24 protein-coding genes are annotated in these 22,252 nt (G+C 58.3%); 21 read left to right on the top strand and 3 right to left on the bottom strand.

From position 1 onward, the window contains the following. The first annotated feature begins 3 nt into the window (after positions 1-3). The 12 genes from AA0535_RS07665 to AA0535_RS07610 all read left to right on the top strand — a co-directional run bounded on the left by AA0535_RS07665 (position 4) and on the right by AA0535_RS07610 (position 10,301). A complete protein-coding gene (locus AA0535_RS07665) occupies positions 4-507 on the top strand; it encodes a hypothetical protein (RefSeq protein ID WP_264815352.1) in 504 nt (167 codons plus the stop codon). Between the two features lie 28 nt (positions 508-535). Further along, positions 536-931 (top strand): hypothetical protein, encoded by a 396-nt coding sequence (locus tag AA0535_RS07660; protein WP_264815350.1) that lies wholly within the window; start codon positions 536-538, stop codon positions 929-931. Positions 932-946: 15 nt separating this feature from the next. Then, positions 947-1,384 carry a hypothetical protein gene (locus tag AA0535_RS07655; protein ID WP_264815349.1) on the top strand — a complete coding sequence of 146 codons (438 nt, stop codon included), beginning with the start codon at positions 947-949 and terminating at the stop codon, positions 1,382-1,384. Further along, positions 1,371-2,696, top strand: a complete 1,326-nt coding sequence (locus AA0535_RS07650) for a phage terminase large subunit (RefSeq protein ID WP_264815348.1) — start codon at positions 1,371-1,373, stop codon at positions 2,694-2,696. The genes AA0535_RS07655 and AA0535_RS07650 overlap by 14 nt, the downstream gene beginning before the upstream one ends. 9 nt (positions 2,697-2,705) lie before the next feature. After that, complete coding sequence (locus AA0535_RS07645) at positions 2,706-4,148, top strand: phage portal protein (protein ID WP_264815347.1); 1,443 nt, start codon at positions 2,706-2,708, stop codon at positions 4,146-4,148. Then, entirely contained in the window at positions 4,138-4,569 is a 432-nt protein-coding gene (locus tag AA0535_RS07640) for a phage scaffolding protein (RefSeq protein WP_264815346.1), read from the top strand. Before AA0535_RS07645 ends, AA0535_RS07640 begins: the two co-directional genes overlap by 11 nt. Before the next feature lie 22 nt (positions 4,570-4,591). Next, the gene (locus AA0535_RS07635; RefSeq protein WP_264815345.1) at positions 4,592-5,959 is read left to right on the top strand and encodes a DUF4043 domain-containing protein; all 1,368 of its coding nucleotides are present in this window, start codon (positions 4,592-4,594) and stop codon (positions 5,957-5,959) included. Then, on the top strand, positions 5,956-6,372 hold the full coding sequence (locus tag AA0535_RS07630; RefSeq protein ID WP_264815344.1) for a hypothetical protein: 417 nt from the start codon (positions 5,956-5,958) through the stop codon (positions 6,370-6,372). Before AA0535_RS07635 ends, AA0535_RS07630 begins: the two co-directional genes overlap by 4 nt. A 684-nt stretch (positions 6,373-7,056) precedes the next feature. Beyond that, positions 7,057-8,031: a hypothetical protein gene (locus AA0535_RS07625; RefSeq protein ID WP_264815343.1), complete on the top strand. Its 975-nt coding sequence runs from the start codon at positions 7,057-7,059 to the stop codon at positions 8,029-8,031. Between the two features lie 30 nt (positions 8,032-8,061). Then, on the top strand, positions 8,062-9,552 hold the full coding sequence (locus AA0535_RS07620; protein ID WP_264815342.1) for a phage tail protein: 1,491 nt from the start codon (positions 8,062-8,064) through the stop codon (positions 9,550-9,552). A gap of 3 nt (positions 9,553-9,555) precedes the next feature. After that, positions 9,556-9,981, top strand: coding sequence for a hypothetical protein (locus AA0535_RS07615; protein WP_264815341.1), 426 nt, complete (start codon positions 9,556-9,558; stop codon positions 9,979-9,981). After that, positions 9,978-10,301 carry a hypothetical protein gene (locus AA0535_RS07610; RefSeq protein WP_264815340.1) on the top strand — a complete coding sequence of 108 codons (324 nt, stop codon included), beginning with the start codon at positions 9,978-9,980 and terminating at the stop codon, positions 10,299-10,301. Before AA0535_RS07615 ends, AA0535_RS07610 begins: the two co-directional genes overlap by 4 nt. A gap of 1,140 nt (positions 10,302-11,441) precedes the next feature. Here AA0535_RS07610 and AA0535_RS07605 read toward each other — a convergent pair. Continuing rightward, a complete protein-coding gene (locus tag AA0535_RS07605; protein ID WP_264815339.1) occupies positions 11,442-11,573 on the bottom strand; it encodes a hypothetical protein in 132 nt (43 codons plus the stop codon). On the opposite strand from AA0535_RS07605, the gene AA0535_RS07600 reads away from it, so the two are divergent. From AA0535_RS07600 to AA0535_RS07560, 9 genes are all read left to right on the top strand, one after another. Further along, positions 11,572-12,438, top strand: a complete 867-nt coding sequence (locus AA0535_RS07600; protein ID WP_264815338.1) for a hypothetical protein — start codon at positions 11,572-11,574, stop codon at positions 12,436-12,438. The two genes, AA0535_RS07605 and AA0535_RS07600, sit on opposite strands and share 2 nt — an antisense overlap. A 66-nt stretch (positions 12,439-12,504) precedes the next feature. Further along, positions 12,505-12,693, top strand: coding sequence for a hypothetical protein (locus AA0535_RS07595; RefSeq protein WP_264815337.1), 189 nt, complete (start codon positions 12,505-12,507; stop codon positions 12,691-12,693). Continuing rightward, a complete protein-coding gene (locus tag AA0535_RS07590) occupies positions 12,690-13,748 on the top strand; it encodes a hypothetical protein (protein WP_264815336.1) in 1,059 nt (352 codons plus the stop codon). The genes AA0535_RS07595 and AA0535_RS07590 overlap by 4 nt, the downstream gene beginning before the upstream one ends. Before the next feature lie 12 nt (positions 13,749-13,760). Beyond that, complete coding sequence (locus AA0535_RS07585) at positions 13,761-14,408, top strand: baseplate assembly protein (protein ID WP_264815335.1); 648 nt, start codon at positions 13,761-13,763, stop codon at positions 14,406-14,408. Beyond that, positions 14,405-14,779 carry a phage tail protein gene (locus AA0535_RS07580; RefSeq protein WP_264815334.1) on the top strand — a complete coding sequence of 125 codons (375 nt, stop codon included), beginning with the start codon at positions 14,405-14,407 and terminating at the stop codon, positions 14,777-14,779. Before AA0535_RS07585 ends, AA0535_RS07580 begins: the two co-directional genes overlap by 4 nt. A gap of 39 nt (positions 14,780-14,818) precedes the next feature. Further along, positions 14,819-15,961 carry a baseplate J/gp47 family protein gene (locus tag AA0535_RS07575; RefSeq protein ID WP_264815332.1) on the top strand — a complete coding sequence of 381 codons (1,143 nt, stop codon included), beginning with the start codon at positions 14,819-14,821 and terminating at the stop codon, positions 15,959-15,961. Further along, positions 15,961-17,196, top strand: a complete 1,236-nt coding sequence (locus tag AA0535_RS07570) for a hypothetical protein (protein WP_264815331.1) — start codon at positions 15,961-15,963, stop codon at positions 17,194-17,196. The genes AA0535_RS07575 and AA0535_RS07570 overlap by 1 nt, the downstream gene beginning before the upstream one ends. After that, the gene (locus AA0535_RS07565; RefSeq protein ID WP_264815330.1) at positions 17,196-17,858 is read left to right on the top strand and encodes a hypothetical protein; all 663 of its coding nucleotides are present in this window, start codon (positions 17,196-17,198) and stop codon (positions 17,856-17,858) included. The genes AA0535_RS07570 and AA0535_RS07565 overlap by 1 nt, the downstream gene beginning before the upstream one ends. Continuing rightward, the gene (locus tag AA0535_RS07560; RefSeq protein WP_264815328.1) at positions 17,858-19,114 is read left to right on the top strand and encodes a glycine-rich domain-containing protein; all 1,257 of its coding nucleotides are present in this window, start codon (positions 17,858-17,860) and stop codon (positions 19,112-19,114) included. The genes AA0535_RS07565 and AA0535_RS07560 overlap by 1 nt, the downstream gene beginning before the upstream one ends. Before the next feature lie 15 nt (positions 19,115-19,129). Here AA0535_RS07560 and AA0535_RS07555 read toward each other — a convergent pair whose 3' ends face one another. Both AA0535_RS07555 and AA0535_RS07550 read right to left on the bottom strand, forming a co-directional pair. Then, positions 19,130-20,452, bottom strand: a complete 1,323-nt coding sequence (locus AA0535_RS07555; protein WP_264815327.1) for a c-type cytochrome — start codon at positions 20,450-20,452, stop codon at positions 19,130-19,132. Beyond that, positions 20,449-22,227 carry a GMC family oxidoreductase gene (locus AA0535_RS07550; protein ID WP_264815326.1) on the bottom strand — a complete coding sequence of 593 codons (1,779 nt, stop codon included), beginning with the start codon at positions 22,225-22,227 and terminating at the stop codon, positions 20,449-20,451. The genes AA0535_RS07555 and AA0535_RS07550 overlap by 4 nt, the downstream gene beginning before the upstream one ends. Positions 22,228-22,252 lie beyond the last annotated feature (25 nt).

Raw genomic sequence — 22,252 nt, 5'->3', positions numbered from 1 at the left:
ATCATGACCAAGTTGGCGCCAGCCATCATGGATTGCAGTCCTACGCCTGAACGACTGCGGCGGGGCCGCTTCAAGAAGGCCGGCGAGGCACTCGTCGTATGGTCGACTGTGGCTTGGCTCTACGAGGCCGGGGATGTCGGCGATGACGAAGTGGCTGCCGCCCGGCGCTGGAGGGCGGAATATGACTATGCCGAGCTTGGCACGATAGAGACCAATGACCGTGGCCGTCAGGTGGAGAAGGGTGACCTTCACACCTGGATGCTTGGGCGCGGCAAATGCGCCCAGCGCCTGCGTGTCCTTCGCGAGATTCTCGGACCGAGCCTTTATAGTCGTATCGATATGATGCTGGTTCGGGAGATGAGTTTCCCAGATATTGCACGCATGGTGTTTCCGGAAGGAACGCGCGCCCAGGCGCGAACAAAGGCGGCAGCGCAATGCGCTCTGGCGCTTGAGCGGCTTGCTGAGTGCTATAAGAATAAAAAACTTGCGAGTTATGATTTATTGTAGTATATATAAGCAATAATGAAATAAAAATATGAAAACAAATTCCCAGATAAAAGCTGGGGATATCGTAGTTTGTCGGAAGTGTTTCTTCCTCGTCGTATTTTCCGATGCCTGTGAGGCGGTACTTTGCCCCCTGATTCTGGCTTCGGATTTGCGCCATCGCGCCGATCTCGAATTTCACTGGGGTGATCTCGCAACGGCCAATCTGCCATTTCGCGACATGCGTCTGCGTGCCACACCTTGCCGGCGACGTCTTTCGACGCTGATCGGCGTGGGGGCGGTGCAACCTGACTGCGTGGTACGGGCCTTGCATCATATGGCGCAGGAAATGCGAGAGAGCGACCGACGCCTTTCATCGGTAGGCTCCGGCAGAACTCAAGCGCGAGGGGAAGGGCAGAAGCCCTCGGGTCGATATCTCCGCCGGTAACGCAATGGAGCCAAAATGAACGACAGGCTCATCAGACGGAAGCGCCCCAGGGACAGCGCCCTGCGTGACGTTTTCCTCGAGCATTTGAAAAAGGCGGCGAATGTATCGGATGCAGCACGTGCTGCCGGTATTGATCGCAAGACAGCTTATAACTGGCGCAAAGGAGATCCACTTTTCAGCGAGAGCTGGAGATTGGCGATTGAGGAGGCGACCGACCTGCTGGAGGGCGAGGCGCGTCGCCGGGCTATCGAGGGATATGACGAGCCTGTTCTGCATGGTGGGCGTCTTGTCTGTGATGCCGAGGGTCAGCCCGTGACACGCAAACGATATAGTGACGGCCTGCTGCGCATGCTGTTGCGCGCTCATCGCCCGGCAAGTTTCGGTGGAGGGCGAACGACGCCCGATCATGATGATCTTCCCCCCGTGACGAGCGAGGGCGATGACGCTCTTTAGGGAGCGCTTTGCCCTCACGCCCGTGCAGATCCAGGCCAACCGGCTGCTCGGTAGCGGCGCGCGGCATATCTTTTTGCGTGGCGGGTCGAGATCGGGGAAGACATTCGTCCTGATCAGGGCTCTGGTGATCAGGGCTTTGCGCGTGCCACAGTCGCGTCATGGCGTGTTCCGGCACCGCCAGATCGCGCTGAGGGCCAGTATCATCCAGGATACTTTTCCCAAGGTTATGCAGTGCTGTTTTCCACGTGTCAGATACAAATGGGACGGGCGAAGCAATTGCGTGATTTTCGGGAACGGCTCATCCATCCTGTTTGGCGGCCTCGACGACTCAACGCGCACCGAGAAAATCCTGGGTCTCGAATTCGCGACGATCTATCTGAACGAGGCAAGCCAGATCAGCTACAGCGCGCGCAACATGCTTCTGACGAGGCTGGCGCAGCGTTGTGCGTTAAAGACCCGGGAATATATCGACGCGAACCCGCCAACGACGGATCATTGGCTCTATGCGCTTTTCGAGGGCGGTATCGAGCCACGTTCGGGCATGCAGCACGGCGATCCCTCGCTTTTTGCCTCGATGATCATGAATCCCGAGCAGAACAGGGCCAATCTGAGCGAGGTCTATCTTCAGCAGCTCGACGCCCTCCCGGAGCGCGAACGCAGACGTTTTCTACTGGGCGAATATCAGAGCGTGATCGAAGACGCGCTATGGCGGCTGGATATGTTCCAGCGTCGTGCGGCACCCGATGATCAGGATCTGGAAAGCCTTATCACACAGATGCGTCGCATCGTGGTAGCCGTCGATCCCTCTGGTGCGGCAGGGCCAGGAGATATGGGTGCCGACGAGATCGGGATTGTGGTGGCGGGCATTGATCATGAAGGGGTCGGGCATGTGCTGCAGGATTGTTCGGGACGCGATACACCAATGGGCTGGGCGCGCCGCGCGATTCAGGCCGCTGCGTCATGGCGGGCAGACAGGATCGTGGCGGAACGCAATTTCGGTGGTGCGCTTGTTGAGGCCACATTGCGCAGTGTCGATCCCAAAGCGTCCCTGAAACTGGTGACGGCGTCGCGCGGTAAGGCGGCGCGCGCCGAGCCGGTGGCAGCGCTCTATGAACAGGGTCGGTTGGTGCACCATGGCCGGTTTGTCGAACTGGAAGCACAGCTGTGCCTGTTTTCCGTGCGGGGGTTTGGCGGTGCGACATCACCCGACCGTGCCGACGCACTGATCTGGGCTCTGAGCGAATTGATGATCGAGCCCCAGCCCGTAAAGGGCAGGTGGCAGGACCGGGGCTGGTTCAGCCTCTCAAGATAAGGAAATGGCATGGATTGGCTGGCGCTCCAGCGACGATACCCGTCATCGTCGGGGCTGACGTCGCGTACCCTCAGGCTTCTGGCCCTGCAGAAGGTACTCGACGGGACGCAATATGATGTCTTGCCCTATCCCTTTGCGATGGAGCGCAGCCCGGCAGGGGAGTATATTCCGCTATCCCAACGACGTCCTTCTGTTCGTACCAATCTGTGCCGGACTGTCGTCGATGAGGCGGTATCGCTTCTTTTCGGGACCACTCATTGGCCGCTGGCCTTGTCACTCGACGCGAAGACTGCCCTGGCGCTGAACCGGTTTGCTGCCGAGGCCTCGCTGCAGCCATGCATGATGCAGGCGGCACTCTGGGGAGCTGTTGGTTCGGTTGCGCTCTGGGTCGAGGTGATTTCGGATCGGGCCTCGGTTTCTGTACTTGGCACAGCCTATCTGACACCGGAATGGGATCGTGATGGCACGTTGTTGAGCGTGACAGAGCGCTATGTCGTAACAGGTCGGGAATTGCTGGCGAACGGGATCACGCCTGGAACCGGTGGGGAAGAAACGCGCTACTGGTGGCAGCGGCGCTGGACACGACGCGAGATCCTGTACGACGTACCCTTTCCTGTCGGAGAAGAGGGCAAGCCGCGTATCGATAGTGGTCGGACGGTGGTTCATGGTCTGGGTGTTGTGCCTATCGTCTGGATACGCAATCCCGGCGGAGATGGTCGGGAGCCCGAAGGCGAGTGCAGCTTCGAGAAGGCGATCGATACGGTTATAGAGGCAGACTACCTGCTTTCACAGGCAGGAAGGGGTTTGAAATACGGATCGGACCCGACACTCGTTCTCAAGACGCCTGACATACCGGAGGGTGTAGCGCGACAGGGCGGGGCAGCCTCGGCACTGACATTGCCCCCGGAAGGGGACGCCAAGCTTCTCGAGATCAATGGTGCGGCGGCGGGCGCTGTACTTTCTCATTACCGGGAATTGCGGCAGCTTGTTCTCGAGCAGCTCCACGGTAACCGGATGCATGGCGACCGGCTGGGTGCCCCGCAATCGGGACGCGCCATGGAACTGATGTGCCAGCCCCTGATCTGGATGGTCGACCGCCTCAGAGGCAGCTTTGGTCATAACGGCCTGTTATGCTTGTACAAAATGCTTTGTCATTTCTCGTCTGTCTTGCCAGGGGGGCTCGATATCGGGGGGGTAAGGTACCGTGACCTCGATCCGGGAGGGCTCGCCTTGCACTGGCCTGCCTGGTTCACGGCAGATGAGGTTGAATTGCAGCCGTTGGCCGCGGGTCTGAGGACCGCGCTCGATGCCGGGCTCCTGAGCCGCGAAAATGCAGCGCGAATTTATGCGAGCGCGGCAGGTATCACGGATCCCGCAGCGGAATGGATCAAGATCCGGACGACGCAAAGCGACGTGACGGAAGAATTCGGAAATAGCGACCATGACGGATGAAATCGATGCGCTTCGCGAAACTGTTGCTCGGCTCACTGTTGAGCGTGACTCCCTGGTTCAGGGCCATCAGGCAGAAATGGCCGAGGTTAACAAGGCGGCGCGGCAGACTGTTCTGACAGGAGCCCTGCGCGCCGAGGCCATGCGTGTCGGGGCCCATGATCCTGACCTTATTCTCGGGGTCGTGGATCGCTCGGCGATCGGGTGGTCTGACGAGGGTATTCCAACGGGGGTAGAAGCCGCAATCGCAGAAGCCAAACGGGCGCGCCGCTATCTTTTTCGAGAGACCGCAGGAGGGAAGACGAGCGCTGAATGTCAGACGAATACGCCCCGTCCAGCGTCCGCCGAAACGCAGGACGCGAGGCGGCTTACCGATCAGGATTACGTGGCACGCAAGCGGCAATTTCTGGCCGGCATCATCTGAATAGCGGATCAGGGAGAGAAATATGGGAATCGAGAATTTTCCGGAACAGCTTCGTGCGGCGATACAGCAGGGTTTTCTGGCAAGGGAATTTCAAACTGGCCTTCATGCACGTCTGGGATTCCGGGCAATCGCTGACCGGGAATTATTTCTCAATGCGATAGGCGAAACGCTGACAAAAACGCGCAAAAGCCTCAAGGCACCGGTCACAACTCCGCTTTTGCCGTCGGGTAACACCAATTTCGATAATGGCTTGTCGTCAAGCGGCTGGGCGATCGAGCAATATACGCTCAGTATCAACCAATATGGCGACACCATCGATTTGAACATGGTGACGACAGGGGTGGGCATTGCATCGCAGTTCCTGGCCAATGCGCAGACAAATGGCATGCAGGCGATGCAATCGCTCGACCGATTGGCGAGAAACGCGCTCTTCGGCGGGGTACCCGGCGGCGTTGGCGGATATCTGGGGGGCAATACGCGTGTCGTGACGACAGCAACCGCGAAAACGACCACAGTGGCAGTGGACGATATCCGGGGATTTCAATTTGTGATTGCATCGGGCCTTGTTCGGCCTGTCAATGCCGGACCTGGAATGGTCGTGACGATAGGCAGCGGTGTTTACACGCTTGTCGGCAGTGTGGCGGATACGGTGAATGTCTCAAAAGCTCCTGGGGGAATTTCCGGGCAGCTGCAGCTCTCCGTAGCGGTTTCGGTAGCCGACGCGACGGCCGGTATGGCGGTGATTGCCTCGACCGCGCCTCTCGTTCTGCGGCCGAATGGAAAACGGACGACGGCGGAACTCAGAGCGAGCGATGGCGACACGCTCGGTATCCAGCATGTGCTTGCAGGCGTGGCGTCGCTGCGCCGCAATAACGTGCCGATGATCGACGGCGCGTATAATTGCTATCTCGATGACCTGCAGCTTCTATCGCTGTTTCGGGATGCAGATTTCAAATACCTCTATCGCGGCGCCTACGGATCGGAAGAATACCGATCCGGACAGGTCATCGAATTGCTGGGGGTACGCTTTGTGCCGACGACCGAGGCGCCACAGCAGGCCTCGCTGGGAGGCGGGCCCATACACAGGGCGTTGCTTGTAGGTCAGGGTGCGCTCGTCGAGGGGGACTGCGCATGTGTAGGACATACGGACATTCCGGATGCGGAACGGGCGCTGATCGAGATGGTCGATGGTGTGGCGATGGTGACACGCGAACCGCTCGACCGTCTGAAGCAGATTATCGCGCAGTCCTGGTACTGGATCGGGGGGTTCGCCCTGCCGACAGATGTCACGGCAGATGCTTCGATCATACCGACGGCCACCAATGCCTATCTCAAGCGTGGCGTTGTGATCGAGACGCTCGGTACGGACGCCGGTGGGCCGGGGAGTTGAGTTCCTGCGACCAGATGCTTTCTGCGCAGGCTTCTGGTGCTGATCTCGACGATGCGGAGAAGGCGGAAATCCGGCGTTTTTGTGGTTACGCTGCGCTTGGCGATGTTGCGAGTGGAGAAAGTTCCTGGCGGTTTTTTCAGGGAGCAGGGGCGCTGGAATGGCGTCTCAACACGCTGAGCGAAGCGGAGCGCCGTCGGGTTCGTTATTTTCTTCAGACTTTGGCGCAGATGGAAAAAGCCATTCATGGGGCGTCGGAAAGCCTGGACATCGAGACCATCTCTGTATGGACGCGCAACAGGCGGGAAGTCCCTGAACGCGTGAAACTGCTGGAATGGTGGCGTCGCAGGCTCTGCGGTTTCCTGGGTGTCGCGCCGGGGCCGGACCTGAAGGATCATGCGGCAATCCACATCTGATCCAGGCGCTTTGGAATAGCCGCGCTGAGTTTACCCTGCGGCGGCGATGAGGGGAATGATGAATAATTTCGGCCCTGATGAGGTTCGTTCGCCTGGATATCTGCAACGTCGCCTTGACGCGGGTGCGGCAAGACTGGCCCGTCGGGTGGGCGCGTGCACGTATCATTATCGGGTTCGCGACCTCGCACGTCCCTTCTCTACGCTGATAGGAACGCCCTTTATCTGTTTCGATACCGACGCAAGTTTCAGAATGCGTCGGCCCAGGTCATGGGGACAGACGTCTCTTTATGCCCTCGGCGATACTCTGCACCTGCGTGTCGGCGATTTATTGCAGCAGGCCGGGCGTTTCTATTTCGTGGCAGAGAAAGAATCCCTGCGACCCCTGCTGTGCACCGCATGTAATCGCCAGGTCACGATAATGGGCATGCGAGGAGATGAAGGAGGATATGTGCAAAAATGTCCGGCAAGTATTTCGCTCCATGGCAGAGGCGGGGATCGGCATAGCGGTATGCCCGGATCGTTACGGGCGGGTAGTTACATGATGCATCTTCCGCTTCTGCCTGACTTTTGTTTGATGCCCTACATGCAACTCATTGATGAGACCGGTATGCGCTATCTGGTGGATGCAGTGGAGCTCTCGCAAAACGGCACACGCGCTGTTCTCTCCGTGCAGCAGGTCTGAGTATGACGGGTATCTCCGACGTGACCCGTGGGCTCGCCCTGTGCTGCGCTTCAGGGTTCGCGGCGAAAGCCTCTTTGCTTGCTCAGTTGCGGGACGCTTCCGTTATCTTCAGGGCGGGTGTGCTCATGCCGTCGGATCTGTTTTCGACCCCGTCTTTACGTGACGATGTGATTTACATCACGTTTGCGCCGGTAGCTGGCACGCAGGAGAACCTTGCGCCACCGCTCGGGCGTGAATGGGTCACCACTCTGATAGTGAAGCCCAGTATCGAGGTACGAGTAGAGGGGCGCCAAGCCTCCTTCATGTCTGAGAGTGACAGCAAAGTGCCCGGTATTGTCATGCTTGCCTGGAAGACTGGTGACGGGCGCTCTCACGCTTTGCGCCATGTTGCGCACGAAAATGAGTCGATGACGCAGGTCGCTCAAGCTCTTGCCATGCAGGGGGATGGACTGGAAGCATCAGGCAATGTGCTGCATGTTCCCTCAGGTGCGCTGAGTGGTGGCATAGGGGGATACGGGCGTTCGACCTGTCTCCTCAGACGTCAGTGCCAACGTTTCACCATGTCGATCTGGACGACGCGCAGCAAAAACCGCGAGCTTCTGGGAATAATCGCGCGCCATCATCTACTACCCCGGGACTGGCTCGATTTACCCGACGGACGCAAGGCACAGATTCTCATCGAGGGTGAGGAGGATCAGGACGCGATGCAGACCCAGTCCCTTTACCGGCGCGATTTGAGACTGCGGGTCTTTTGGGATGATTATGACGAACTCTGGTCGCCCCAGATGCTCGCTGGTGGCGGATGGGTCCTGTCAGAGGGGAGCAGGTCATCATTCGGTCATGAACCGGACGGCCTGCACGACGACATACCCTTTGAAGCATTGCGCGAGATAGCGATGAGACAGGACATGCCAGTGGCCTATCAGGGCTGGTGCCTTGATGCGGCTGGAACGGTATTCCCGTCTTACGCCTCCTAGCCTTATTTCTGGAAACCAGAAGGATTTTCCATGCCGCAACTTATTGAGAGTGGTGCGCTGAATACGGCCGCCTTGCCGGTTCCTGACCTGTATGTGCAGATTGCGCAACCGGAGACCCTGCAAATTGCCGGGCTTTCCTCAGGATTGCTGGGCGTTGTCGGTACAGCGTCCTGGGGGCCGTCTGATACGCCGACGATACTGGGAAGCGTGGCGCAGTGCCGCGAGGCTTTCGGTGGAAAACGTGCCTCAATATCCAATCTCAATCTGGCGGTGGATATTGCGGTTCATCAGGGGGCAAGTCAGTTCTGCCTGGTTCGTGTCACAGACGGAACGGATAGTTGTGCGCTGGGGATGTTGGACAATGCACGCATTCGGGCACGCCATACCGGGTCTGCGGGTAATGGCATCAGCCTCACCCTGGCGCGTCAGAACTATCGCGATGGTGTTTTTGGTCTGACTGTCTCCCATGAGGAACTGGGCACGGCGAGTTATCAGGGCATGGATTGGCTTGCCCTGCAAAAGGCCGTGGCGGACGACACGCGAGCGCTGGTGGTGATCGAGCCGACAGATCATACGGCAATTGACAGTACTGGGACGATCACCCTCGCGGGGGGAAGCGATGGAGCCGAACCACCCGTAGCGCGACTGATCGGCTCATCCGAAGCCAAGACAGGATTGCAGGCTCTGGCCAATCAGGGATGCGCCATTGCCGTGCTGGCAGGTACAGGTGACGCTTCCTCCATGACAGCAATGCTGGCTTTCGGTCAGGCTGAAGCAGTCTATATGGTCGGCGCCGGCCCGAAAGGGGAGACGCCAGCCCAGGCCGTCCAAAGCCGGGCGGCATCAGGTCTTTCCTCGCCCGTGCTGAAATACATGCATGGTGACTGGCTCTGGTGGAATGACGATACGCTTGGTTTGCAGCTGGTCAGTCCAGCAATATTTGCTGCTGCGAAGCTGGCGGCCCTTTCGCCTGAACAGTCAGGGCTCAACAAGCCGTTGACAGGTGTCGTGGGTAGCCAGAAAAACGGGCTCGAATCCAATCGCTTCGGCTATACGATCGCGGAGCTCGGCCTGTTGATCGAGCACGGCATTGATGTGATCTGTAATCCCTCACCCGGCGGGCAATACTGGTCGATGCGTTCGGGGCATAACACGTCGTCGAATGTTGCAATCCAGAATGACGCGTACACAAGGTTGACGCATTATCTTGCGCGTAGTCTTCAGGGATCGATGGGACAATATGTGGGCAGCGTGATCAACGACACGCTGTTTGGAAATATTCGCGCTTCTCTCCTCGGTTTTTTGTCAGGATTGCTTTCTCAGGGCATTTTGGGGATCACCGGGGGACGCCTGCCTTATGCCGTGATATGCGACAGCTCCAACAACCCCATTGAGCGGATCGCGACGGGATATGTGCAGGCTGATGTGCAGGTCCAGTATCAGGGCATCAACGAGAAATTCATCATCAACTTGCAGGGCGGTGCCTCGGTAAATGTCAGCACTGCCAGTGGGAGTATTTGATCGATGGTCAATCCTTACAGTATCGGACGAGATTGCCGGATCACCCTGCTCTGGAACGGATCGCGTATTGATTTGCGTGACGTGACGGGATTCCAGGCTGAGCAACATACCATCACCCAGCGCGCAACTCCCCTCAATGGTCTGCCCGTCGAATTCAACACGCCGAGCGGCTGGCGGGGCGTATTCACGATTGCCCGCGCCAATGCCAATCTGGACAGCCTTGTCGCGGCGATCGAGGCCGCATTCTGGAATGCCGGAAGCATCGGCAGTGGCACGCTTTACCAGTATATTCGCGAGCCCGATGGGACGCAGACAACCTGGGAATATGGCGGGGTTTCTCTCTCGCTCAAGACGGACAGATGGCAGGCTGAGGGGATGATTCACCAGCATGTCCAGTTTTACGCGTCATTGAGGAGCAAGATTTCATGAGCGGCCTCCCCCAGAAACTCGAAGTGCGATCCGGGCATGATTTGAGCCTGCGCGCTCTCGATCCGGCCGATATGCTCGATCTGATCGAAGCGGGAGGAAGTGCCGTATCCGGTCCTTCTGCCTCTGCCTGGCTCTCTTATGCACAGATGATCTGCTCGGTCAGCGCCATCAATGGCGTTCCGGTCCAGATGCCTGCAACGAAAGACGAGATCAAGGATCTGGCCCGTCGCATCGGCAATGACGGTCTCTCGGCGTTGCAGGAGGTTTTCGTTGCGGATGCGTCGGCCGGCGATGGCATGCTGGACACGTCAAAAAACTGAGTCGGCATCCCGTTTTTCGTGAGGTGCTTTATCTGCTGAAAAACGGGGTGCCGTGGCCATTACTGGAGCGTTGGTCTCGGGCGCGACGGATCGCAGCCTGTGTCGCACTGGCGGAGATGGAGGGCTTCACCTTCAACTGGAGCCTCGCTCGGTACGACGAGGAACCAGTGCATGAACTCTGATGACTATCGCCGGAGTACCCGGAAAGCCATGTTCCTATTTTCTGAGCCAGCTCTCGGACGCGTCAGAATGGCTCTTCCGCCTTCCATACCATGCTTTGTGCCCGAGAGGAGTACGGTTACAAGCAGAGTGATTGCGCGAAAAACCATCCATGTAAGTGGCAGAAAAAAATTCGCTACGGCAGCGCATGGCTGGACAGCGCCGCTCGGTCGCAACGACAGGGAGAGACAAAGGTGCGATGTATGGGGTGTCGCTCCTGTTGCGGGGCAGAAAGGGTTTCGACACAAGAAGACTGGTGTCATGAGGCATGGGAGGAATAGCACTCGTCCTCTGGTAGATATTTTCCGATCCTGCCTTGGATCGCCGCGAAGCCTCCCGGTCTCCGCGGCTGTATGGCATTCCAGCGTCGGAGCCATAACTAGGGAAGGCGGCTCGCCTTTCGGCGCAATGCGCCGTTGGGATTACACCAAGGCCCACCATGTCGCCGGGGGCTGGAGCAATTTGCTGCGGCACCTACGCAGAGTAGCTGGGTCAGACGTGGCAGGGCTGGGTGTGACCAAGGCTTTTCATACGATGGGGATGCGATGGCGCGAGGCTGCAGGAAACCCTCCCCCGAACATGTATCGTCTGAGGAAAAGTCCAACGGTGTTCACCTCGCTCGCATCACCAGGGCTTTCTGGGGCCCCTGTGCTCGTCACAGGAGGGAGGGGGTATTCTGTAAGCGGCAAAGGCCCGATTGATGACCTCCCGCAAGGTGGAAAGCAGCATCTGGAAGATTTTGTGCCACCGATGAGGGCGCGAGCTGCTTCGGACACCGTGACTGCCGATCAGCGTCAATCGGTGGGTGGCAGGGGCTGGGGTGCGAGCGATGAGTCTCCCGAGACGGTCATGATAGCAAGAGCCTTGCATGATGGCGAGACTGAGCGGCGGTCCGCGTTGGCAGACGAGTACGCAGCGTCGTCACACCCAGTGATGGACATCTGGCCCGATCACGCTCTGCGTGCGCGAGGTGGCGTCATCGACGAAATCGCAACGCCTCAGTTCCCGAACCTGAGTATCGGCTTCATGTAGAGGAAAGAGAGAACCGGACATGGCGCTTCTGGACGTCGAAACTACTCTGGGGGCTATAGGACAGTTTGACCGGGCAGCTCCCGTCATGCTGGGCACGATGGTGCTTTCCGGTCCCGAGGTGCCTGATGAACTCGTTATCGGAGGACATCAGGCTCTCGTTGTCCACCGCGTTATCGGCGGTGGCCGAGTGATCGATTCACTTGGAAATGATCCGGCCCGGCTGATCTTGAGTGGCCGCTTCATAGGGCCGCTCGCGACAAGGCGCGCGCGGCAGATCGAGGTAATGCGCGAAAAGGCACAGGCTTTGGCGTTCTCGGTCGCCGATCTGAGTGCGCGCGTCTGGATTGCGGCTTTCAGCTGGTCTTATCAGGCGCGAGGAGCAATTTGCCCGTATCGGCTGGTCCTGGAGCGGGAGATGGCTCCCCCGGGAAGGGGCGAGGATCGCTCAGACAATATTGCGCTCAATGTGCGCGGTGGCTTGTCCAGTCTTGGCGTTATTCTTGGGGATATGGCTGAGGCAGGCTGGACCGGAACGAATGCGCTTTCCGGCCTGGCAGGGCAGGTCATGCCGGTAGCGCAAAATCTGGGAGCAGGGGGGAACGTGGCGCGTGCTCAGGCGGCATTGGAAAAGGCAAACGGCCTGTTGCAGTCAGGCATGTCCGTCTCACGCATGACTACAGTTGCAGCTTGCATTCAGACGCCGCTTTCTATCGCCGGAAGTGACCTGGCGCAGATGCGTGATGAGTCGGGCATGGCTCTGGACGAGGGCGTGATAGCCGACACGCATGATTTCGTGAATCTTGCCCAGAATGCGAGCATCGAATTCATGGGAGTGGAAGGTGGTAGTCATGTCGCCCGGGCACAGGCCCTTTTACAGGAATCATAGCATGCGAACTGCCAAGGGGCATGGACAGGCTTTACTTCCGATAGGTGGCGAAAAATGAAAATCCGGGTGACATCGGATGATGTATCTCTCTTCCATCTGGCCGTGCAGCATTATGGAAATGCCTTGGAGTGGTGGCGCATAGCAGAGCGCAACGGGGGGCTGGATCCGGATCTGACCCTGTTTGACGCGCCCGTGCAGCTTGATATTCCGGAACCGGGACAGCGAGGAGATGGATCGGGTCTCCCTGCATCATGAACGCAGCTCTGCGCCGTTGGGCGGTACGTCTCCTGGTAGATGGCAAGTCCGATGAAAGGCTAGCTGTTTGCGCTTTCACGCTTGAGTGCTCGCGCTATGAGCGTTGTGACGCAGCCCGTATCATGATCACCATCCAGGACAAGAGCGCGTTCCACGCAATGCTCGAGGTCCGGTCCAGGTTCGAGAAGCCGGATATTGTGCTGCAGGTGTGTGATGCGTGCGGGGACCAGCAATGGATCACGGTGTTCAACGGCGTTCTGGATGCTGTGACGGGTGGAAACGACGCTGCCCTGTATGGACTGGAATGCCGGGATTATCTGGCATTTCTCCTCGATACGCGGGTGACCTGCTCATGGAGCAATCGCACACCCCTCGATATCGTACGGGAATCCGTCGAATTGGCCGGTCTGAACTTCAGACACGACGACTCAGATGTATGGGGCCAGGAGTACTGCGGTCAGTTCTGGCAGATTGAGCATCGGCGTCTGGCAGCGACCACGCAATGCCGGTTTCAGACCGCGTTCGATCTTGTTTTTTCAGTGGCTCGTGATCACGGGCTTGACTGCTATGCGGATGGCAAGACCATTTGCCTGCATCAGCAGCGCGATTCATCACGAACAACCGTTCACATTCCCCAAGCTGTTACCGCGCGCGCGTTTCGTCATGATCTGGGGTTGGCGACGGATGTGGTTGTGGGCGTCCGGTCGTGGGACTCTCGGCAGCGGGCAGGCAGCATCATCTATTATGACGGCCAGAACTTCTCGACTGCGCCACCAGGGGCGGGAGCAGCGCTTCATACCTTCAGGGTGACGGGACATCGTATGGATGAAATACGACGTCTGGCGATCGGTAAATACAGACGTATCGTTTCTCATGCCTTCGAGGCGAGGCTTGTCATGCCTGCCCTTGCGGGGCTGATGCCCCGCCATTTCATGTCTCTCGACGAGGGAATCATCGACAAAGACAGGACATTATCCGTGGATGCCGTCACGCACCGGTTCGATATTGCTGAGGGTTATCGTCAGGAGGTCGTGCTGCGGGATCGTCTATTCTAAGGATGTGAGACAATGAAAGAGCCCATACAGGCAGTGGCTCATCAGATGCGGATGGCACACGCCGTGCATGGCATCGTTTCCGCAGTTGATCCGTCGAGCCATGCTGTCAAGGTACGCCTTCAGCCGGAGGATATCGAAACCGGGTGGTTGCCGGATACCGCCCTCGCTCTCGCGGGCGATTTACAGCTTGCCAGTCCGTGTTCTCTCGGAAGCCACGTGCTGTTGATACCCATCGAAGGGAATGGAGAAAGTTACGTTATCGCATCATCGTTGTTCGATGTTGTTGCACTGCCCCCGGTCTCCCCGGCGACTGGCAAGGTGGCTCAGCCCGGAGAATTACTGATACGGGCCGGGCGTGGGGCGAAGTCGCAATCGGCAGAACCCGACAAGGAGGCTGCATGGTTTCATCTTGGTCGGAATGGGATTTTTCTCGGTATCGGTGCGCTGAGATGTACGATAGGCGGGGACGCTATCGTGTTTCACGCCGGGTCTTTCGAGATGACGCTCAGCGCGAAGGGGCTCACCCTCAAGGGCGCAGGCATGTCGATAAACGGGGGAGATATCGTCGTCTCAGGTGGCGATGTGAGAACAGAGCTCAACAGCCTGTCTGGGCATATTCATCCAGCTCCCAATGGTATGACCGGAAAGCCTGTGGGATGACTGAGATCTTTCATTATTTTGGTGAGGATTTCCGTCTGGATGCCGAGGGAAATCTGCTCGAAGCCGATCAGGCGATGGCGACACGTCAGAGTATTCTGCGACGCCTCTGCACCAATCCTCCAGCCTATCTGTGGCACTCGGACTATGGGGCAGGGCTGCCAGCGCGCATCGGTATGCCTGTAGCTGAGCTGGCCTTACAAGGCATGATCACCGCCCAGCTCGCCCTTGAGACAGGGATCAATCATGACCGGGAAGTAGCCGTTGATCTGAGCACATCATCGCCGGGGTCGTATCGCTGCATTATCGCATACACGGCTTTGAGCAGTGAAACCGTGCAGAGCCTCGCAATTCAACAAGATGGCATGATCTGAGCGTTTTCCGGCTCAGCGAAATCAGGCCTTGGAGGACATATGGCGCTCTCTTTGCGCTCTTTTTCTTCGCTGGTCAGGGTGGCGATCGTCACGGCGCAGGCAAGCTGCACTTCTGCCTTCAAACTTGATCCTGGATCTCCGGGAAGGGCGCTCATCGAGGCGGCGAGCGCTCTTGGGCTCTGGCTGCAATATTTGCTCATCCGGATTCTGGCGCGCACGCGTCTGGCTACCTCCACCGGAGAGGATTGCGACAGTTTCGTGGGTGATTTTGGCATGAACCGTCTACCGGGGGTCAAAGCGCTGGGACACGTGACTATGACCTGCTTTTCCTATCAGGATATATCGGCCGTCATACGCCCAGGGGTGACCGTTCGTACCGCCGCAGCCACGACCTTTCAGGTGGTGGCGGATCCCTCTCATGAGAGATGGTCTCGGGAGATACAGGCCTATGTGAGGCCTGCTGGGTTTGCAGCCCTAACTTTGCCTGTCGAGGCGCTTAATGCCGGTTCCGATGGAAACGTTTCTGCCGGGGCGATCAGTCTGATGGGTACTACGGTCTCGGGCATCGATATCGTGACTAATGAGAAAGCGTTCGCCAATGGTTCCGATCAGGAAACGGATGCGCAGCTGCGCATCCGTTTTCCTCTCTGGTTGGCATCCAAAGCCAGCGGATCGCGATCGGCGGTAGAAAATGCTGTGGCCGAGACACAGAATAATCTGAGTTACGCGCTCTTCGACGGAGAGTCGCCGGATGGTCTGCTGCGCTCGGGATATTTCAGCGTCGTTGTCGATGATGGCAGCGACGACGTGCCGGAGCAGGTCGTCAGGGATGTCTATGAGCGTGTCGCATTGACCAAGGCGCTCGGGATTGGATTTGCAGTCCAGCGCCCTCTCATTTCGACGATTTCCGTCAGTATGACCGTCAGCGTTCCATCCGGCAGCGATGTCCAGACGGTGGAGACGGCTCTTGTCCGGGCGATTGCCGCCGATCTGCGCTCCACCAAAATCGGTGCGGGATATGCCTTCAGTCGTCTCGCCTTTATTGCCTATGCCTCGGCGGGAATTCCGGTGCTGTCTGTAACCGCTGTCACGCTCAACGATGCGCAGAACGACATTCCCGCCCGGACGCGCCAGTCACTCTTCCCGGGTACGATTTCTATCACGGTCGTTCAGGAGGGATAATGCCGAAATTCAACAGCTATTTTCCTGTTCCTTCAGTCGAGGGGCCGGAGGTACTAATCATTGCCACCCCGGATGGGGTCGAGACACTTAATGCTACCGCAAGCCAGATCGCAGGGGCGCCCGCCAATTCCATGCCTAGCGGCGCGTTTTTCGCTGAGGAAGGGGCAAAAATCAGTCGTTTCGGTGATCGGTTTTTCATAGGGGGGGCATCGGATTATCCAGCTTTGAACACCCGTGACGTTGCGCGACAGGACTGGCTTTCTGCCCTCATGGCGACCACATCGATCGGGCCCTGGGCGTTGGAAAATGCACAGGCCGCCTCTCTGTCGCGCTTTGGAAATTCGGCGTTTGTCGCTGGGTCGCGAACATCTGACGCGCTCAAATCGCGGGATATGCTGGGCCATACGCCAAGTACGATTGGTGTGGCTGCATGGGGCATTGCGGATGACACGACCAACCCTACGGTGACGACTGCCTACGCCTATTATGGTGAGGCGTGGCGTATGCCCGGGGTCAATTACCAGCCGAGTTTTGTCATGGAACTCGAGGCGGTCAATCTTGGTGGACCAGCCCATGGCGTTTCTACCCCGTATCATCCGAATTGCGGTGGGGGCACCTATGCCATTCAGATTGGCGCTGGGGGTGGTCAGACGGAGGGAACGGCCGATTGCGAGGCGGGCATCGTGTTCGTGAGCAATCCTGATTCATGGAAAACCGGGATTCTGTTCGGTCATGCGTCGTTGAGTGGGACGAACGGCCAAGATGGGGGCTACGGGAACGCAATATCGATGGCCTGTCATCAGGGTATCGAGTGGCGAACGCCTGAAACGCGCGAATACGTTCAGGGGCTCGACGCTGGGGCTATGCTGTTTTCGACGGTGACGAAGACGCAGAACGGACAGCGCCTGCAATTTGCCGATGACGGGTTCATGATCACGAATATGTCAGGAGAACTTCTCTTTTCGGTCGCCCCGAATATGGCACCCACCAATACGGTCAATATCCAGGCTGGAAGTGGGCAGGCTGCGGCGGGAATTTACGTACAAAAAGGAGAAGATGGCTCTCCTAATCTGGGCCTCTATCCTGCCGCAGGGGGTGAGATTCAGATGTCTTCGCCCATCGCCAGTCCGGGGCACGCTGTGCCGAGTTCGGCAGAGGGAGGGTTCTTACACCTCAACGTCAATGGCAAGGATTATCGCGTGCCACTTTTTTCGGTCGCGCAGGTCGGTGGCTGATGGCTGTTTTACATGACGAATGTGTTGTGCCTCTGGAGGCAACTGACCGGAAGGCGCTTCATGATACGGGAGTAGCCCTCGGGAGTGCCCGCGATTTTGCCCGGCGCATGCGCCTGCTCCTTCCACAAGGCTGGTTTCCTGCCTATCGGGGTGAGGAAATGGAAGACGCTCCGGTCCTTCACGCGTTGCTGACAGGCTATGGCGCGATTTTCTCTCATATCTGGCAACTGATGAAAGTTGTTTCCGCGCAATCCCGTCTGGGTCAGACAAGTGCGTCTTTTCTGGATATGGCAGCGGTCGATTTTTTTGGCTCTGGCTCACTGACACGCCTTCGGGGCGAAAAAGACACGCATTATCGACGGCGGATGATTGCAGCGCTGGTTGCGCCACGCAATACGAGGCAGGCCGTTTCTGAGGCTATTCAGCAGATCGCAGGCGCTCATCCTCGTATCATAGAACCAGGCAATGCACGCGACTGCGGCGCATGGTGCCTCGCGGGCGGATATGGAGCGGGGATGCACACGCGTTACGGCTGCCGGATGGGGGGGCAGTTTATCCTGGAAATTCTTCCAAAAATACCGATTGAACGCCGTCAGCTCGACGCAGCTATCAAGGCGACCAAAGCTGCGGGTGTCATCGCCTGGGTAAGGATCATCGAATAATGGATCGTCCGATCGTTTATGCGGGGGCCGTGCCCTATGATACCGACCTTTTGCGCCTGGGACGTTATACCAAGGAAGGGATCGGTCGTCTGGCGGAGATTGTTCTTGGGCGCCAGACCGTTGTGGCAAGTGGTTTTGCCTGTACAATCTCGGCCAGCGACTTATCGCTGACCCTCGGCCCTGGCACAGTTTCAGCTCCCCATCCGCTCGATGCGACCCCTATCGGAAGCCTGTCGGCGGGGCTGGAGGCAGATCAGGCCATGACGCAGGCCTTGTTCTACCATGATGATCCGATAACTCTGACCGTCCCAGTGACCGGCGCAACCGTCACGATCTATGCGCTGTGCTATGAGCAGGATGATCTGCCGGATGTGCTGCCCTTTTATAATGCCGACCAACCGGACCAGACAATGGCGGGGCCGGATAACCGTGGCAAGGCGCTTCCAACACGGCGTACAGGGCGGGTCAGTTTCACCATTCCAACAAGTCCTCCGTCCGTAGCAGGAGCTGTTTGCGTTGCGCTTTATATCCTCGAAGTGCCGCCAGACGCCGGGACACTCGCTGGTATCACACCTGTACCGGGACCCGCCTTCATGCCCTGCCTCGCTGATCTGGCGACAATGGATTTCGCACAGCAGATCAATCAGCCCCAGGCCGTTTGCGCCAATAGCCGCCTGTTGTCGATCCCCGACTGGGCTCGACGCGTTGAGCTGAGGGTCATCGGTGCTGGCGGAGGGGGTGCCTCGTGCTCGGCGATGTCGCCTGAGGCAGGAGCTTTTTCCGGGGCCGGTGGGGGGGCTGGGGGTGATTCCTGGGGGATTTTCCCTCTTATACCCTCGCGCGACAACGTGCTCTCTATCACGATCGGCCTTGGCGGCGGTGCGGATCAGCGAGGGGAGCCGAGCTTCGTGACTTATGGCGGGAAGGTTCTGCTCACGGCAGAGGGCGGGTCACCGGGCGCTTTCGCGAGCGCGCAGAATTCGACCGGTGGAGTGGGTGGTGGAGCGGGCGGGGGCACGTTGTGGAACCAGGCGGGAAGTCCAGGCAGTGATGGCCAATACGGAACGATCGTGTTTACTGGTAATGGGGGAGATGGTCCCTGGGGCGGAGGCGGTAAAGCCGGAAATGTCTCGGGGTCGACCGCCAGCAAATACGGAGCCGGTGGCGGTGGTGCCTATGGCGCCCGACTGGCCGGACAAAGCGTTGCGGGCGGCAGAGGTTTTCAGGGCTGCGCGATCTATCGTTTTCTGCGGTAATGCAGCCCGCCGAACTCAGTTGAACGGGTTTGAGGGGGTGTCGTTGATCCAGCGCGCGTTGTGACGTCTGAAAGCGCTGACATCGTTGGCTGAAACTGCGCTGCCGGTATTGCCCCAGCTGTGACGAATGAAAGTGACGACATCGGCAATTTCCTGATCGTTCAAGATATGACCGAAACCGGGCATGGTGAGCGAAGATGGGGCTTTCGCGGTGGCGGGGACACTGGCGCCGCGTAGCACGATCAGGATCAGTGAACTCGGATCCTTATCCATAAGGGTCGGATTTCCAGCCAGAGGCGGGAAAGCTGGCGCGTAGCCATGGCCATCGGTACGATGGCAGGCAGCACAGCGATCAACATAGACCTTGGCACCGGCATCGGGAAGATGACCCTGATGGAGCGCATTCGTAACCGCAGGATTCGCCTCCCAGGGGGTTTCGTTCTTCCTTGCGGGGAGGGAGGTACGCAGATAGTGCGCGATGGCGTGCAGATCGGCGGCGGTCAGATGCTGTGTGCCATGCACGATGGCGTCGCTCATTCCTCCGAAAGCCGAGCCATGAAGATTCCGGCCGGTAGCGAGGAAGTCGACGATGTCGTTTTCGCTCCACCGACCGAGCCCGGTGCGGTCGTCCTGACGCAGATTGACCGGTGTCCATCCGTCAACTGCGGCGCCACCCGCCAGATACTGAGCGCTCTGATCCGATGAAAGCGCTTTTTCCTGCATAGTGAGGGCGCGAGGGGTATGACAGGCGCCGCAATGGCCTGGACCCTCTACAAGATACGCACCACGGGCAATGTCGGCGGCAGGAAAATCACGTGCGGCATTGGCGATCGCCATTTTGGGCGTAGGGGCGAATGCCCAGCGCCAGACTGTCATGGGCCAGCGCATCGACAGGGGCCACGGGATACCGTTCTTGGGTGGAGCTTCTGAAGATGGCGCGACGCCGTCGTGGAAATAGATCCAGAGCGCATGGATATCGGCGTCACTCATGCGGGCATAGGATGGGAAAGGCATGGCCGGATAGAGCGGCTTTCCGTTTCGACCTACGCCCCTGCGAAGAGCGTTCGTGAAGTCCGCCTCGGTGTATTCTCCGATACCATGACTCTTGTCCGGAGTGATGTTGGGGGCGTAAAGCGTACCGATCGGCAGCACGAACGGATTTCCGCCTGCGTAGGGGGCAGACGGATTATGGGTGTGGCATGCGGAGCAATCGGCGGCTTCGGCCAGATAACGGCCTTTATCGATCAGGGGATCGGGAGCCGACGCCATGGCCCTCCCTGTCATGGCGAGAGCGATAATGCCGTGAAGCACATGCGGGATGAGGCGTCGTATCATCATAGAGAAACCAGCGGACCGGGCTGCGCAAGATAGTGGGCGCGGATATGATGGGCTGCCCAATAGGCAAGTGCGGCGACCGTGCCGGTGGGATTGTAGCCCATGCCCTGAGGGAAGGCATTGGAGCCGATGACGAAGACGTTGGAAACGTCCCAGCTTTGCAGATATCGGTTCAGGGCACTGTCTTTGGGCGATGTGCCCATGACAGCGCCGCCACCCAGATGGGTCGTCTGGTACTTGCGCGTATCGAACGCCTCGCCGTGTTCGAGCCTGCCGAGTTCGTACCGACGAGCGCCCAGAGCTTTCATGATCGGTTCGATCTTCCCGACCACATACTGATTCATCCGGATATCATTTTCCTTCCAGGTGAATGTCATGCGAAGCAAGGGTTGCCCGTAGCTGTCTTTCCAGGTCGGATCGAGATCGAGATAGACGTCACGATACGCCATGTTGCTCCCATGCGCGTCCATGGCCATGGAATGACGATAGGTATCGACAAGCCCGGCCTTGTAGCCAGCACCCCAACGGGGGGCAGACTTGCCCCCCCCTGTCATCGCCGCAGCGATCGGCTTGACACCTGCCTGATTGACCCAGACCGGTGATCCACCGATGAAGCCGAGCGGGCCATGGTCGAAATTGTCGCTATTAAAATCGTCGATGGCAACGCCAGCCCCACCTGCACCCACGAATTGGTTCGTGTACTGCTTTTCCGAAAGCCATGCCCGTGACGTGGTGATGGTCTGGTAGACGAAATTGCGTCCCACAACGCCGGTATTACTGACCGGATCATAGGGCGTGCCGATGCCCGAAAGCAGCATCAGATGGACATTGTGGAACTGGAAAGCCGCGAGAATCACCAGATCGGCTTCAATTGTCTCTTCGCGGTTTTCTTTCTGGTCGAGATAGGTCACGCCAGTCGCCTTGCGCCGATCACTGTCGAGGTTGACCCTCAAGACATGAGCGTCGGTGATCAGGGTGAAATCGGCATCGTTGCGTAATGCGGGAAGGATATTGATATTCGGCGATGCCTTTGAATACATGTAGCAATCATAGCCACTACAATATCCGCAGAAATTGCACGGACCCATCTGAAGGCCGTAAGTGTTGGTATATTGTCTGGAGGCATTAGCCGCCGGGAGAGCGTAAGGGTGATAACCGGCATCGCCCGCGGCCCTGCGAAACAGGCTTGCTGTGTAGACGTCCTGCATGGCCGGGAGCGGGAAATGATCGCTGCGTGATGGCGCATATATGTTGCCATTCCCAACGATCTCACCATTGACCTTGTAGGCGTCACCCGAAGTCCCAAAGACTTTTTCCGCCTTGTCGAAAAAAGGTTCGAGTTCTTCATAGGTGACGCCATAATCCTGAAGATTCATGGTGTCCGGAATAAACTTGGCGCCATAGCGCTCAATCACATGACTGCGCAGACGCAGATCATCGGGAGCCGCCCTGAAATGGACGCCCGACCAGTGAAGTCCTGCGCCCCCGACACCTTCCCCCGGCAGAAAAGCCGCCAGCTGGCGATAGGGCAGGGCCGTCTGGTTGACGGTGTTGCGGATGGTCACGGTAGTCTTGGCAGGATTCTGGAAAAGCCGGTGGCGTATCGCACCACGCAACTCATCGATCGATCCGGGATAGGTACCTTCAACTGCGGTTTTTCTCTCCGGACCACGCTCCAGCATGATCACGCGCCGTCCCGCCTCGCGCATTTCTTTTGCGAGGATGGCGCCGGCCCAGCCCGCTCCAATGATGACAACGTCAGTCCGTTTTGAAGTCATGCGTCTTCTTTTCGATGGAAACTGT

Origin of the sequence: Asaia krungthepensis NRIC 0535, assembly GCF_025995175.1 — a bacterium.
GTDB lineage: Bacteria > Pseudomonadota > Alphaproteobacteria > Acetobacterales > Acetobacteraceae > Asaia > Asaia krungthepensis.
Note: the sequence above shows the minus strand (reverse complement) of the source record. Positions and strands in the feature narration are given on the sequence as shown.

What these genes read in the sequence shown, in the direction of transcription:
- AA0535_RS07570 (WP_264815331.1), top strand. Translation starts at nt 15,961, where the DNA reads ATGCCGAAATTCAACAGCTATTTTCCTGTTCCTTCAGTCGAGGGGCCG.
- AA0535_RS07600 (WP_264815338.1), top strand. Translation starts at nt 11,572, where the DNA reads ATGGCGCTTCTGGACGTCGAAACTACTCTGGGGGCTATAGGACAGTTT.
- AA0535_RS07635 (WP_264815345.1), top strand. Translation starts at nt 4,592, where the DNA reads ATGGGAATCGAGAATTTTCCGGAACAGCTTCGTGCGGCGATACAGCAG.
- AA0535_RS07555 (WP_264815327.1), bottom strand. Translation starts at nt 20,452, where the DNA reads ATGATGATACGACGCCTCATCCCGCATGTGCTTCACGGCATTATCGCT.
- AA0535_RS07620 (WP_264815342.1), top strand. Translation starts at nt 8,062, where the DNA reads ATGCCGCAACTTATTGAGAGTGGTGCGCTGAATACGGCCGCCTTGCCG.
- AA0535_RS07625 (WP_264815343.1), top strand. Translation starts at nt 7,057, where the DNA reads ATGACGGGTATCTCCGACGTGACCCGTGGGCTCGCCCTGTGCTGCGCT.
- AA0535_RS07665 (WP_264815352.1), top strand. Translation starts at nt 4, where the DNA reads ATGACCAAGTTGGCGCCAGCCATCATGGATTGCAGTCCTACGCCTGAA.
- AA0535_RS07610 (WP_264815340.1), top strand. Translation starts at nt 9,978, where the DNA reads ATGAGCGGCCTCCCCCAGAAACTCGAAGTGCGATCCGGGCATGATTTG.
- AA0535_RS07615 (WP_264815341.1), top strand. Translation starts at nt 9,556, where the DNA reads ATGGTCAATCCTTACAGTATCGGACGAGATTGCCGGATCACCCTGCTC.
- AA0535_RS07565 (WP_264815330.1), top strand. Translation starts at nt 17,196, where the DNA reads ATGGCTGTTTTACATGACGAATGTGTTGTGCCTCTGGAGGCAACTGAC.
- AA0535_RS07560 (WP_264815328.1), top strand. Translation starts at nt 17,858, where the DNA reads ATGGATCGTCCGATCGTTTATGCGGGGGCCGTGCCCTATGATACCGAC.
- AA0535_RS07580 (WP_264815334.1), top strand. Translation starts at nt 14,405, where the DNA reads ATGACTGAGATCTTTCATTATTTTGGTGAGGATTTCCGTCTGGATGCC.
- AA0535_RS07640 (WP_264815346.1), top strand. Translation starts at nt 4,138, where the DNA reads ATGACGGATGAAATCGATGCGCTTCGCGAAACTGTTGCTCGGCTCACT.
- AA0535_RS07650 (WP_264815348.1), top strand. Translation starts at nt 1,371, where the DNA reads ATGACGCTCTTTAGGGAGCGCTTTGCCCTCACGCCCGTGCAGATCCAG.
- AA0535_RS07590 (WP_264815336.1), top strand. Translation starts at nt 12,690, where the DNA reads ATGAACGCAGCTCTGCGCCGTTGGGCGGTACGTCTCCTGGTAGATGGC.
- AA0535_RS07575 (WP_264815332.1), top strand. Translation starts at nt 14,819, where the DNA reads ATGGCGCTCTCTTTGCGCTCTTTTTCTTCGCTGGTCAGGGTGGCGATC.
- AA0535_RS07605 (WP_264815339.1), bottom strand. Translation starts at nt 11,573, where the DNA reads ATGTCCGGTTCTCTCTTTCCTCTACATGAAGCCGATACTCAGGTTCGG.
- AA0535_RS07645 (WP_264815347.1), top strand. Translation starts at nt 2,706, where the DNA reads ATGGATTGGCTGGCGCTCCAGCGACGATACCCGTCATCGTCGGGGCTG.
- AA0535_RS07655 (WP_264815349.1), top strand. Translation starts at nt 947, where the DNA reads ATGAACGACAGGCTCATCAGACGGAAGCGCCCCAGGGACAGCGCCCTG.
- AA0535_RS07585 (WP_264815335.1), top strand. Translation starts at nt 13,761, where the DNA reads ATGAAAGAGCCCATACAGGCAGTGGCTCATCAGATGCGGATGGCACAC.
- AA0535_RS07660 (WP_264815350.1), top strand. Translation starts at nt 536, where the DNA reads ATGAAAACAAATTCCCAGATAAAAGCTGGGGATATCGTAGTTTGTCGG.
- AA0535_RS07550 (WP_264815326.1), bottom strand. Translation starts at nt 22,227, where the DNA reads ATGACTTCAAAACGGACTGACGTTGTCATCATTGGAGCGGGCTGGGCC.